Consider the following 13041-nt stretch of genomic DNA (forward strand, 5'->3'; position numbering starts at 1 on the left):
TGTCAGGATGGATTTAGGATTAAAGGGTAAAGTAGCGGTTATCATGGGAGGAACCTCTGGAGTTGGCTTAAAGACGGCAGAAATGTTTCTTCAGGAAGGTGCCCGCGTAGCGGTTTGCGGCAGAAATAGCGAGCGGAAAGAAAAAGCCTATGATCACCTGCTGAAATTTGGACCAGCCGATTCGATTTTTGCAGCAACCTGTGACGTGACTAATAAGAATGATGTTAACGCGTTTATCAACGGGACAGCCACACACTTTGGCGGGATTGATATCCTTGTGAATGCTGCTGGACAAAGTGTCATGGGTTACTTTTTTGATGTGACGGATGAACAATGGGAGCAGCAAATCCAATTGAAATACTTTGCGATTATTTATGCGGTGAAGGCGGTTCATCCTTATTTGGTTAAGAATGGCGGCGGCCGCATCATCAATATCAATGCTACGTTAGCGAAAGAGCCGGAAAGACATATGATTGCAACGGCGGCAACAAGAGCCGGATTATTGAATTTAAGTAAGACTCTATCACAAGAGCTTGCATCAGATAATATTTTAGTCAACTCAGTGAGTTTAGGGTTGATTCGTACCGATCAATGGGAGCGAAGAAGATTGAAAAATGCCCCAGATATGAACGCAGAAGACTATTATTCTGATTTAGCCAAAAAGCGAAATATCCCTTTAGGGAGAGTTGGCGAAGCAGAAGAAGTGGCCAGTGTGATTTTATTTTTAGCATCAAGCAAAGCAAGTTATGTAGCCGGTTCAACCATTGAAACAGCTGGAGCGCTGGGGAAAGCGCTTTAATTACTGATAAAGGCAGGAATGAATGATGAGCGAACAAAATCAGATGGAATATACCACAGCAGATGCAGTTGTAAAAGAACTTGTCCGTGCTGGAGTGGAAACAGCGTTTGGAATTGTCAGTATCCACAATATGCCGATCTATGATGCGATTCTCCGGGAAGGAAGCATTCATTTAGTCTGTTCCCGCGGTGAGAGCGGCGCGGCAAATATGGCAGATGGCTATGCCAGAGCAACGGGTAAATTGGGAGTCGTGATTACGAGTACGGGAACAGGTGCCGGTAATGCGGCAGGTTCGTTAATTGAAGCTTGGGCCGCAGGTGTACCTGTTCTTCACCTTACTGGTGAGGTGGCTTCCCCTTACTTAGGAACGGGCAGAGGATATATCCATGAATGTAAAGACCAGTTGTCGATGATGGAAGGGTCTTGTAAAAAAGCAGTTCGCTTAAGAAGACCAGAGCAGGCAGCTGCCGTCGTCCGGCAAGCCATACAAGACGCGTTTGCCTATCCGGCAGGACCAGTAACACTTGAAATCCCCATTGATTTTCAATCAGCCATTATCCCTAATCATCCGATTGAGGATATCAGTATAAAAGCTCCAACTAATAATACCATTCCGTCCATTCCTGAAGAGGCATTAGCCAAAATTAGTCATGCTCGCCGGCCGGTCATTTGGGCAGGAGGTGGAGTGATTACCTCTGGCGCCTCAAATGAGGTTACCGCGTTGGCAGAAACGATTGGGGCGGCCGTGATCACAAGCCAATCTGGAAAAGGAAGCATTCCTGAAAATCATTCACAATGTATCGGTCACTTTGCTGCGAATGAATTAACGAAAACCCTACTGAAAAATTCAGACCTGTTGATCAGTATTGGGGTTCGTTTTAGAGGGAATGAAACAGCCAATTGGAAAGTCCCTGTTCCAAAAGAACATATCTCGATTGACGCGGATTGGCAGGCGATTAATCGTAACTATGAAGCGACCTATGGATTAGTAGGTGATGCGAAACAAATTTTACAAGGCTTAAATCAAGCATTATCGCAAAAATCAATCGTTCCAGATCCTGCCTATCTTGATGAAGTACAGTCCGTTCGGGAAGAATTGCGGACACAGTTACGAGCAACACTGGGTCCTTATGAGCAAATCCTCGATGGGATGCGAAACGTGTTACCAGAAAACACGATTTTAGTCCGGGATGTAACCGTTCAGGCGAATGTGTGGGGAAGCCGCTTATTTGAAATCTATCAACCTAGGACATCGATTCACGCGTCCGGCGGCGGGATTGGCCAAGGGTTGCCAACAGCGATTGGTGCGCAAATGGCTTTTAAGGATCGTCCGGTTGTGCTGATGGCAGGCGATGGCGGATTTATGGTCAATGTCGGTGAAATGGCCACTGCTGCCCAGGAAAAACTACCGTTGATTGTGGTCCTGTTTGATGATGCGGGTTACGGGGTGCTTCGAAATATTCAAAGTGCGGCCTATGGTCGTCAAGTTGCCGTTGATTTAATGAGCCCTGACTTTGTGCTACTAGCTCAATCGATGGGATTTGATGCCTCACGGATCGGTTCAGCCACAGAATTTGTCACAGAACTGGAGAAGGCCGTTGCTGGTAAAAAGCCAACGATGATTGTGGTAGACATGGAAGCGGTCGGACCAATGGCGAAACCCTTTGGAGGCCCTCCAGGTGCAGCAGATGCTTTCAAACCGAAAAAGTTATAGGGAGGAATTTAGTGTGATTTCAACACATCCATTTGTTTCAGGAAAATACCTGATTGGCGGGCAATGGCTTCAAGCGGAAAGAACAGCCAATGTTACCAATCCAGCACATACGAGTGAAGTGGTCGGTGAAGTTGCCTTATGTTCAAAAGCGGATGTAGATCAAGCGGTGGGAACGGCTGCTAAAGTCTATCAAAGCTGGTCTCAAAGTGACATAGAGGATCGGGCAAACCGGATGAAGCTCGCGGCAGATGAGATTAAATCAATCGTGGAAGAGAATGTCAGTTTGTTAGTTCGCGAGAATGGCAAGGTCCTGGTTGAAGCGAAAAAGGATTTGCTTCGAGTAGTTGATATTATGAAACAAGGGGCAGAAGAATTACTAGAATGGTGGAAACCTGAGAGTTTGTCTGGAGGTCAAAAGGTGCAAATCCGCAAGCGTTCGCGCGGGGTTGCAGCTATCATCTCTCCCTGGAATTCACCGCTGATTCTTACCTTTAAGCGGGTCATTCCCGCTGTGTTGACAGGAAATACGGTGGTCGTTAAGCCTGCAACCAGCTGTCCATTAACGATCATGACGTTCTTAAAAGTGGTAGCTTCCTATTTTCCAGATGGGGTTATCAATGTTGTCACCGGTTCTGGGGGTGTGATTGGTGATGCCCTTTGTTCTGATCCGCGCGTCCGTACGATTGCGTTCGTCGGCAGTACGGAAACAGGCAAAGAAATTATGCGTTCTGCTGCTGGGACGGTAAAGAAGCTGTATATGGAGCTGGGCGGGAATGATGCAGCAATTCTCCTTGCTGATGCTAAGTTGGATGACGAAGCAATCAAACGTCTCCGTTTTGGGGTTCTTCGCGCGGCAGGGCAAGTGTGCTCCGCCATCAAAAGGATCTATGTGCACGAATCCAGATATGAGGAAGTTATTGATAAATTAACGAAGGAATTTAGCCGTATTCGGGTTGGGAATGGGATTCAACCGGATGTTGAAATGGGTCCATTAAATAACAAATCCCAATATGACTATGTAAATGGCCTGATCAATCGAGCAAGTGAATCAGGAGCAAATGTCATTACTGGAGGAATTCAGTTAGATCCGGAATCGTGGGAACAAGGTTATTTTATTATGCCGACGATCATTACTGGTGTGGACCAACAGAGTGAAATCGTTCGTGCCGAACAATTTGGCCCAGTTATTCCGATCCTACCGTTTTCAGATGTAGATGAAGTAGTGCGGCTCGCTAATGACAGTGAATTCGGGTTAAGAGCGTCTGTTTGGACGGAAGATGAATTACTCGCCGTGAAATTAGCTGATCGATTAGAAGCAGGCGCTGTCTTTCATAATAATCATACGGTTTTCCAGGATCTCCATCTTGATTTTCCTGGCCTAAAAGAAAGCGGCTTGTCCCGTGAAACGAGACATTGCGGACTCGAATATTTTGCTGATTCATATGGTTTGGCCAACTAAGAAGGAGGGTATCAGATGAGAATAGGATTAATTGGCGGAGGAAATATTGGAAAGTTCCTCCTTCAAAGCATCAATACCGATGGTCTTCTTTCAGATGGTAAAATTGTAGGTATTTATACACGGAATCAGCACGCAGCCGGGGAGCTTGCTGCTGAGTTTGCAGTAGAAAACTATTCGGATATTCAATCACTTATCCAGTCTAATATTGACCTTGTTGTTGAAGCGGCGACCATTCAAGTGGTGAAGGATTATGCAGCGGCGATCTTAGCAAGCGGTAAAGATTTAGTGTTAAGCAGTGTTGGCGCCTTAGCCGATGAAGATTTTTTTCGAAATCTAGAAAGAATATGTAAAGAAAGCGGCACAAAAATTTATTTACCATCAGGTGCCATTAGCGGATTAGATGTCCTAAAAGCGGCGAAATCCATCGGCGAACTAGAAGCTGTTTCTATTACTACTAGGAAACCTCCACAAGCATTGCCTGGTGCTCCTGCCGATCGAGAACAAGTGATATTCGAGGGCTCTGCTGCAGAAGCGATTGAATTATTCCCGAAAAATATTAATGTATCAATCATCTTGTCATTAGCAGGGCTAGGATCGGATCAAACAGGTGTTAAAATTATTTCTGATCCAGCTGTGATGAAGAATAGTCATTCAATCGAGGCGACTGGTTCATTCGGAACATTATCACTAAAGGTGGAAAATGATCCGATGCCTAATAATCCCAAAACAAGTTACTTGGCTGCATTAAGTGTGTTGTCAGCATTGAAAAATATAGATGCGGTCATTAAAGTGGGATAAATGTTAAAATATTTATTAGGAAGAACAGGGGAAACCCGAAGATTTTTGATCTCATTCTCCTGGAAAAAGTATAAGAAAAATAGTGTTAGGGGGAATAGTTGATGGTTAAAACAAACATAAATCTAGAAGACATGTCGCAAAAAGATGTAGTTGAATACTTAAGTGAATCCGTTCAGCCGGAAATTGGCGCGATTCCTGCCTCTCTATTAGGAGATCCAAAAATCTATGATCTTGAACATAAAAAGCTGTTTTTAAAAACATGGATATTTGTTGGTCATGAATCAGAAATTCCCAATAGAAATGATTTCATTACAAGAGATGTTGCTGGTTATTCCGTCATTATTACACGAGGCGCTGATGGTGAAATTCGCTGTCTCTATAATATGTGTACCCACCGCGGCATGAAGCTTTGCCGGGCGGATGCAGGAAATAAATCTTCTTTTACTTGCCCGTATCATGGGTTTAATTTTAAAAACAATGGGGATTGTGTTGGGGTACCGCTGCAAAAAGATATTTATGGTGAGGGATTTGATAAATCTGGTTTAGGGCTTCATCAAGTTAGAATCGAAACCTACAAGGGTCTTATGTTCGGGACGTGGAATGACGAGGCTGAACCATTAGAAGATTTCTTAGGCGAATTTAAATGGTATCTCGATATTTTGGCAGGCCGGGCGGAAATGGAAGTATTGGGGCCGCCGCAACGATTTATTATTCATTCGAACTGGAAAATTGGCGCGGATAACTTTGTGGGTGATTCGTATCATACCATGGTTACGCATGGCTCGATTGTCAAATTGGGAATGGTCCCAGGTGCTACCTATTCCAAAAAGGGTTATCAAATTCATACTGACAAGGGGCATGGCTTAAATCTAGGCACGCCTAATCCTGATTTTGCCTTTCCAGAGGAACTTAAAGAAGAATATAAGTCAAATTTAACAGCAGATCAGTATAACGTTTTGTCTAATCTAAAAAATATGATTGGCAATATTTTTCCCAATCTATCTTTCTTAATTTCTCATACGAAGGTAAAAGGCCAGTTGATTTCGAATACTTCGGTTCGTCTATGGCGGCCGGTTGGTGTCGATAAAATGGAAGTGATCACTTGGTTTTTAGTGGAGAAAAATGCTTCAGCCGATTGGAAAAGACGTTCGCGTGAGTCGTTTGTTTTGACCTTCAGCCCGTCAGGAATCTTTGAACAAGATGACACAGAGGTATTTACCGATATTACTGCGGCAGCCTCCGGGACGATGCCATTAGTGAAACAGCTGACCTTTAATTATACGATGGGCTTACATCGAAAGCCTGTGGAAGATTTTATTGGCCCGGGTGTCGTTTTTGATGATAAATTCACCGAGGCCAATCAAAGGAACTTTTATCGTTACTGGCTCGATCTCATGACTTCTTAAGGTTTTATTTTTTGAAGAGAGAAAGCGCCTACAAAAAAGATTGGAGGAGTCATGATGAGTTTAGAGAAGATGCTTGCAACCTTTGAAATGGAGCAATGGTTATACCGGGAAGCGAAGTTTCTCGATGATATTGATTTTGATGGCTGGTTTAGCTTGCTGCACCCAGACATTTCTTATCAAATGCCGGTAAGGGTTAATAAGGAAGGGATTGAACGTCCCGATTATTCATTCGATATGTTTGCTTTTAATGATGACATTGAATTATTGAAAATTCGCGTGGACCGTTTAAAAACAGATTACGCCTGGGCCGAAATCCCGCCGTCTCGTACACGAAGGTCTGTCAATAATGTAAGGCTTCTTGAGTATGTTCCCAATGAAACAGCGGTTGTTAACAGCTATTTGACGATTTATCGCAGCCGAAGTACCGATATTCATCACGATTTAATTTCAGGTGAACGTCTGGATGAATTCACGTATGTTGACGGGGAATGGAAGCTTTCTAAGCGCGTATTCATTGTAGATCAAACGACTTTAAATACTAGAAATCTGGCTATATTTGTATAGAAGCCAACGTAGAAAGGAGCACCTTGATGGCTCAGCTTAGTGGGAAATCAATTTATTTGACCGGAGGTGCCTCCGGGATTGGGAGGGCTGTCACCGAGGCATTTGTAAAAGAGGGTGCCGTTGTGACTATCCTTGATCGGTCTGCAGCAGGCTTAAATGAGCTCAAACAGCAATTTGGGGAACAGGTTCAATGCATTGATGGCGACGTTACGATCTATGATGATCATGTACGAGCAGTGCAAACGGCTGTAGAAACATTTGGGAAGTTAGATGTCTTTGTGGCCAATGCAGGTGTATTCGATGGTTTTGCCAAATTTGAAACCGTCACACCGGAAGCCATGTCAGATGCTTATGACCTCCTCTTCAATATCAATGTAAAGGGATATTTTAATGGGGCAAAGGCAGTCACTGCGGAACTAAAGAAAACATCAGGAAATATGATTTTCACTGTCTCAGGTGCGGGGTTCTATCCGGATGGCGGAGGGGTTTGGTATACAGCAAGCAAGCATGCTCAAATTGGACTATTGCGCCAACTGGCGTTTGAATTAGCACCGGAAATCCGGGTGAACGCGGTGGCGCCTGGAGGTACGTTAACAGCATTACATGTCATTCCACCACTGCAGCCTTTTGTAAAAATGGTCGATAATGAGACGAAAGAGAAAAGCATAAAAAAACGGAACCCCCTTCAAATTGCGATGAAGTCTGAAGATCATGTGGGGGCTTATCTCCTTCTAGCTTCGGATCAGGCCCGCGCGATTACAGGTGAAGTGATTTCAAGTGATGGGGGATTAGCTGTTCGCGGACTAGGTTGATTTGTATCCGAATTACTAATTGAGGTGAATTTAATTGACCGAATCATTGACGGAAAATAAGCCGTTAGCTGGAAATAACGTCATTAACCAAATTGCTTTCGTGGTTCGTGATATTGAGCAGGCATCGGAAGCATATGCGAAACTGCTTGGGATACCAAAACCAAATTGGTTCTTAACAGGCGATAGTGTAGTTTCTAAAGTGTTCTTTCGAGGTCAGCCAACTGATTCCCGTAGTAAACTAGTATTTTTAAACACCCCAACAGTGCAAATCGAATTGATTGAACCCAACCAAGAACCTGGGATGATGCGTGAATTTTTGGATACTGTTGGGGAAGGAATTCATCATATCGCCTTTGATGTCGATTCTATTAAAGAGAAACTTCCTGTTTTTGAGGAGAACGGTTACCCATTGCTGCAGAGCGGGGAATTTACGTCTAGTGATGGAAGATATGTTTATGTGGATACGTTAAAAAGTCATAAGACACTAATGGAACTCCTAGAAAGTGCTGTTCCGAGGGATACGGCCCCTACCACAGATATCTTCACCCCTTTATTAGGAACCAATAAAATCGAGCAGTTGGCAATTGTCGTAAAAGATCTGGATGCCGCTGCCGAAGCGTATTGCAAGTTATTGGGTGTGGAAAAACCTCCGGTCATTCAATCCGGTCCGAGTGAACTTACTCAGGTTATTTTTGAAGGAAAGCCAACTGAAGCTGACTCGAAATATATGTTTATTAATACCCCCTTACTTCAACTTGAATTAATTGAGCCGGGTGATTCACCAAGCACTTGGAAAAAACACCTCGAAACACAAGGCGAAGGTGTTCATCATATTTCTTTAGTGGTTAATGATATTGAGGAAAAAGTGAAATTGCTGGAGGATATGGGCTATCCCGTCATCCAAAGGGGTAATTTCTGGAACGGTAAAGGCAGATACGCTTACATAGATACTACATCTACATACAAAGTAATCATCGAATTACTTGAAAGATTTTGATAAGACAAAACGGAGAGCCCTTGGACTCTCCGTTTTGTCTTATTTATTGGCCCTGTATTTCATTGTGAAAAATTGTACAATAGAAGTTGGAAAATACACTTAGGTTTCGAAAAACATTATGTTTAGGGGTCGGAAAATGGATAGAAAAGAACGGACATTAATTAATTATTACTATGAAAAATTATTGGATAATCGCTTGGATGAGAAGGATGCATACGCCTTTTTAATTCTACTTAGCAATAAGAGCAATGGCAATAGCTGTCTTCAGGAGCTGGCGGGCTTTGTTGTAAGCCGAGGTACGAAGCCCGGAGTTGTCACGGAGTATCTTTGCGAGACAAGAAAAAAGTTTGCTAATCTCGCAAAAATGAACACGGCTCTTAAGATCGAAGAGGTATTTTCATTCAAGGAAATAAAAAATGGCATCAATCAAGTGCTGGTTGATTGTGAGTTAAAGAGCATATCCAATGAACAAGTTAACGATATTATTGTGTGTGTTCTCTCGATACTACAGCATGTGAAAATTACTGAAAACGGAAGAGAGATCGGTCAATTGTTTTTTGCCATCGCTAGTAAACAGGTCATGTTAATGGCTGAAGTGGGGATTGTGCAGAACGGTGGAGGTAAGAAAACAAATGTAGTTTTCCCAGTTCTTACCGCGAAAAACAATTATGCAACAATCAAGAAACAAGATAAATATGATGCCCCATACTTTTTTGAAGAAAAAGTCATTGAAATTACCAATCAGGACGGAAAGTTAGAGATTACCTTTGTAGGGGCAATGGGGTCTGACCCCCAGTCGGCTAAAGTTTAAAACGATAGAGTATGGAAATATAAGGAAACAGAAACATTCCCGAAATGAATGTGGCTGTTTCCATTTTTATTTTGTTAACTGGTGTCAGGCACCAACGTCTATAGGGGTTTCAACTATCTGTTGTCCACAAAGCTCGCAAGCATTGAGGATTAAATGAAATAATGGCCTTTACAAAGTTGTTTCATAGGTCTTAAAATTGAACTACATTTAAATTTTTACAATTAGGAATTGTCTGCAAAATGAGGAGGGTTAAGTTTGAATAATGGCATATTAAACAAGTTTCATAGTCTTTCTACCTGGATCTCCAATTTAGCCTATATTAATATTCTGTGGCTGACGTTTACACTTTTAGGTGGAGTACTATTAGGAATTTTTCCTGCAACCATAGCTATGTTTTTTATTATTAAAAGAATGTTTTTGGAGAAAAGTGATTTTAGTATCATAAAGGAATTTACTATACTCTATAAAAAAGAGTTCAAAAAGAGCAACCTACTATTTTTTCCTTTTATTTTATTAGCTATTATTGTCGCTGCTGATATCCGTTTTATTTCTTCTTTGGATTTTGCATTTAATAGCTTGGTAGTTAAATTATTTTATGTATTGTTGTTTCTATTGGCCATGATTTTCTTATATAGCCTTGTCGTTTATATCTATGGCGCCCGTGGGAAAAAAGAAATTTTTAAGAGTTCTCTCTATATATTATTTAATAATCCGATGACCAACCTATATATTTTAACAGGGTTATTATTGCTACATTTCTTGACATTAAAGGTAGCTGGCCTATCCTTATTGTTTTCTGGATCCGTTTTTAGTTTACTCGTTTTAATGATTGTACAAAAAACTGCAAAAAAACTTTATAGTTAGGTATATTGACAGACAATTCAAAATAAATTAAACTAACATCATAGAAAACGATTACATGAAAAGGAAACTTATTTTTATATTTAATCGATTAGATAAGGTCGTAACCAAACCTTTTTTATTTCATTATTCATTTAATCGATTAAATAGGATAGCACATATTGGGTCGTCCTTTTTATTTAACCGTTTAGTTAATCGATTAAATAGAGAATCCAACATCTAGATTATTACATATTTATCCTTTTAATTAATCGATTAATTATAAAAAATACAATGATTTAATCGTACGAGGGTTCATTTTAGAATATTATTTAAACGATTAAATCAAAATGGAGCAATATTTTTTTTTACAAATTTAGTTAATCGATTAAATAGGAGGTGAGAAAAACTAACTAATTACAATCAAGTTAAGAATACTAAACGAGTAATGTTAGAAATTGAGAATTAATTAGGAGTGTAGTTTTTTGGAAACTAAAAGAGCAAACATAAAGGATGTTGCTAAAAAAGCCAATGTATCAACAGCTACTGTTTCAAATGTAATGAATTCTTCAAGATTTGTAAAAGAAGATACACGGATAAGAGTCCTTCAAGCAATGGAAGAGTTGAATTATACCCCGAGTGCTGTAGCAAAATCATTAAAGGGAAAAGATACGAAAGTGATCGGTTTAATCATTCCGATCCTTCCAAATGATACTTCAGCAGATTTTTTCCTCTCGCTTTCGATTGGTGTTGAAAGTGTCTTAAATAAAGTAGGATACAAGTTGGTTATTAGCAATTCTCGTGAAAATATAAATGACGAACTAGAGCAAATCGATATGTTTAACACACAATTTATTGAGTATATTGATGGATTAATCATTGCTCCTACTTCTAACCTTGGTAATGAAACTAACGAAGCATTTAATAGATATCCAGCGGTTTATGTCGATCGCAAACCGAACTCAACGAAAAAAGTAGATACAGTATATTCTAATAACTATTCTGTTACCTATGAAGCAATTGAAATGATGGTTAAGAAGAAAAGAAGAAAAATTGCCTTCTTTTCTGGTCCAATCGATGTTTCAAGTACGATTGAGCGTTTTGAGGCATATAAAGATGTCCTTAGAAGGTACCAGATTGAACTGAATGAAGAGCTAATATTTGTAGGGGAGTCCTCCTTTGATGAAGGATATCAAATGGCAAAAGAACTTTTTTCTACACAAGAAGTTGATGGCATTATAGCAGTCAATAATGTTATTGCTATGGGAGTTTACAAGGTACTAAAAGAAAAGAATATCCAAATCCCAGAAGAGGTATCATTCATTGCTTATGATGATTTTAATTGGATGGAGCTAACAGAGCCATCTATTACCACCATAAGACAACCATCATTTGAGATGGGGCAGACCGCAGCAAGGCTTCTTTTAGAGAGGCTGGAGGATCACACAAAAGAGGCAGAAGAAATTTGTATAGAATCGACAATCGTTCTTAGAAATTCCTTATAGGGTTAATAACTAAACCTAAAAAATGGCCGGAGGTTCAGCATGAAAAAATTTAAAATTTTATTAAGTTTGGTAATGCTTATTGGTTTGATTCTAGCTGGTTGTGGAAAAAAAGAATCTGCAACATCTGCAGATGGTAAAACAACTATAGATTTTGCGATTCATGTAGCGAATCCAAAAGAACAAGAGCCTGCTTTTTATAAAGTAATTGAAAAATTCCAGGAGGAAAACCCAGATATTAAAGTTAACCTTATTGGGAAAGAGCAACAAGAACATGTGAAAGGTATTAAAATGCAATCTCAATCGGATAAACTCCCGGATGTTTTCTGGATGCTGCCAGCTTCAGCAGCTGAGTTAGAGAAGGCTGGTATGTTAATGGACTTAACAGGATTTCTTGATGATAATCCAGATATTAAGAGTTCACTAAAACCAAACATGATCAAATCCTTTAACAAGGATGGCCGTCAGTACGGCTTACCATATCAACCACTGATCACGGGCCTATTCTATAACAAAGCACTTTTCGATAAGTACGGGGTAAAGATTCCTGAAACCTTTGAGGATTTAGCAGAAGCAACAAAAGTATTTGAAAAGAACGGTATTACCACGATTTCAAAAGGTGCTAAAGATGATTACTCTGTATGGGCCTTTTTAACAATGCTTTCAAGATATGGGTACTTTGACAAAATCGATAATATTCTTGCAGGAAAAGAAAGCTATAACAACACAGACTTTGTCAACTACTACAAAAAAATCGGTGAGTTACAGAAGTTAGGTGCGTTTCCTAAAAACGTTACTACACAAACCTATTTCCAAGCCGTTGAGCAATTTTTAGCGGGCAAAGCAGCAATGTTGGATTCTGGTATGTGGGATGTTCAAAAAATTGAACAAAGCCCTATTGGAAAAGATGTAGGTTTTTGGTGGGGACCAACCTTTACTGATGGCGTAGGCGACCAAAAAGTAAGTTCAGTTGTACCTTCTGCTCCGTTGCTGGTTAGTAAAAAAGCAGGAGAGAACAAAGCGAAGAAAGAAGCTATCTTGAAATTGTTGAAGTTCTACTATGGTGAAAAGGGTACTCAAATTATGGTAGATAACCAAGTAGCCCCAATGACGAATGCCACGGTGAATGTAGATGAAGCTGCACATCCATTGTTTAAAAAGTTAGTTGATCAAGTACAGCTTGAAGGCTGGAACAGTCAACAAAACCAACCTGACCTTGTGGTTCCTGAAGCGATCGGAAGTGCCATGTACGACAGTATTTATGGTGTAATTAATGGAACTTACACCCCAGAGCAAGCGGCAAAAGTTGTGGATGAAAAAATTTCGGCAATTAAATAAT

12 protein-coding genes are annotated in these 13041 nt (G+C 40.6%); all 12 read left to right on the forward strand.

The features are described from left to right. Window positions 1-7: 7 nt before the first annotated feature. The 12 genes from ACSU6B_RS09120 (at window position 8) to ACSU6B_RS09175 (ending at window position 13040) form a co-directional block, all read left to right on the forward strand. A complete protein-coding gene (locus ACSU6B_RS09120) occupies window positions 8-799 on the forward strand; it encodes an SDR family oxidoreductase (RefSeq protein ID WP_410884554.1) in 792 nt (263 codons plus the stop codon). Between the two features lie 25 nt (window positions 800-824). After that, window positions 825-2513: a thiamine pyrophosphate-binding protein gene (locus ACSU6B_RS09125; protein WP_214998572.1), complete on the forward strand. Its 1689-nt coding sequence runs from the start codon at window positions 825-827 to the stop codon at window positions 2511-2513. A gap of 13 nt (window positions 2514-2526) precedes the next feature. Beyond that, window positions 2527-3972 (forward strand): aldehyde dehydrogenase family protein, encoded by a 1446-nt coding sequence (locus ACSU6B_RS09130; RefSeq protein WP_410884556.1) that lies wholly within the window; start codon window positions 2527-2529, stop codon window positions 3970-3972. A 15-nt stretch (window positions 3973-3987) separates the two neighbouring features. After that, the gene (nadX, locus tag ACSU6B_RS09135) at window positions 3988-4770 is read left to right on the forward strand and encodes an aspartate dehydrogenase (protein WP_410884558.1); all 783 of its coding nucleotides are present in this window, start codon (window positions 3988-3990) and stop codon (window positions 4768-4770) included. 101 nt (window positions 4771-4871) lie between these two features. Then, window positions 4872-6176 carry an aromatic ring-hydroxylating oxygenase subunit alpha gene (locus ACSU6B_RS09140; RefSeq protein ID WP_410884560.1) on the forward strand — a complete coding sequence of 435 codons (1305 nt, stop codon included), beginning with the start codon at window positions 4872-4874 and terminating at the stop codon, window positions 6174-6176. Between the two features lie 51 nt (window positions 6177-6227). Next, window positions 6228-6740 (forward strand): aromatic-ring-hydroxylating dioxygenase subunit beta, encoded by a 513-nt coding sequence (locus ACSU6B_RS09145; protein WP_410884562.1) that lies wholly within the window; start codon window positions 6228-6230, stop codon window positions 6738-6740. A 26-nt stretch (window positions 6741-6766) separates the two neighbouring features. Further along, window positions 6767-7552: an SDR family NAD(P)-dependent oxidoreductase gene (locus ACSU6B_RS09150; RefSeq protein WP_410884564.1), complete on the forward strand. Its 786-nt coding sequence runs from the start codon at window positions 6767-6769 to the stop codon at window positions 7550-7552. A gap of 34 nt (window positions 7553-7586) precedes the next feature. Next, window positions 7587-8549: a VOC family protein gene (locus ACSU6B_RS09155; RefSeq protein ID WP_410884566.1), complete on the forward strand. Its 963-nt coding sequence runs from the start codon at window positions 7587-7589 to the stop codon at window positions 8547-8549. Window positions 8550-8685: 136 nt separating this feature from the next. Then, window positions 8686-9360: a hypothetical protein gene (locus ACSU6B_RS09160; protein ID WP_410884568.1), complete on the forward strand. Its 675-nt coding sequence runs from the start codon at window positions 8686-8688 to the stop codon at window positions 9358-9360. A gap of 255 nt (window positions 9361-9615) precedes the next feature. Continuing rightward, a complete protein-coding gene (locus ACSU6B_RS09165; RefSeq protein ID WP_410884570.1) occupies window positions 9616-10224 on the forward strand; it encodes a YesL family protein in 609 nt (202 codons plus the stop codon). A gap of 461 nt (window positions 10225-10685) precedes the next feature. Beyond that, entirely contained in the window at window positions 10686-11705 is a 1020-nt protein-coding gene (locus tag ACSU6B_RS09170; RefSeq protein WP_214998580.1) for a LacI family DNA-binding transcriptional regulator, read from the forward strand. A gap of 39 nt (window positions 11706-11744) precedes the next feature. Next, on the forward strand, window positions 11745-13040 hold the full coding sequence (locus tag ACSU6B_RS09175; RefSeq protein WP_410884572.1) for an ABC transporter substrate-binding protein: 1296 nt from the start codon (window positions 11745-11747) through the stop codon (window positions 13038-13040). Window position 13041: the final 1 nt, after the last annotated feature.

Source organism: Neobacillus sp. C211 (genome assembly GCF_051842875.1).
In the GTDB taxonomy this organism is placed as follows: domain Bacteria; phylum Bacillota; class Bacilli; order Bacillales; family Cytobacillaceae; genus Neobacillus.

Bases quoted from the DNA above. Each gene is read 5' to 3' on its own strand.
- ACSU6B_RS09120 (WP_410884554.1), top strand. From the start codon at position 8: ATGGATTTAGGATTAAAGGGTAAAGTAGCGGTTATCATGGGAGGAACC.
- ACSU6B_RS09125 (WP_214998572.1), top strand. From the start codon at position 825: ATGAGCGAACAAAATCAGATGGAATATACCACAGCAGATGCAGTTGTA.
- nadX (WP_410884558.1), top strand. From the start codon at position 3,988: ATGAGAATAGGATTAATTGGCGGAGGAAATATTGGAAAGTTCCTCCTT.
- ACSU6B_RS09140 (WP_410884560.1), top strand. From the start codon at position 4,872: ATGGTTAAAACAAACATAAATCTAGAAGACATGTCGCAAAAAGATGTA.
- ACSU6B_RS09145 (WP_410884562.1), top strand. From the start codon at position 6,228: ATGATGAGTTTAGAGAAGATGCTTGCAACCTTTGAAATGGAGCAATGG.
- ACSU6B_RS09150 (WP_410884564.1), top strand. From the start codon at position 6,767: ATGGCTCAGCTTAGTGGGAAATCAATTTATTTGACCGGAGGTGCCTCC.
- ACSU6B_RS09160 (WP_410884568.1), top strand. From the start codon at position 8,686: ATGGATAGAAAAGAACGGACATTAATTAATTATTACTATGAAAAATTA.
- ACSU6B_RS09175 (WP_410884572.1), top strand. From the start codon at position 11,745: ATGAAAAAATTTAAAATTTTATTAAGTTTGGTAATGCTTATTGGTTTG.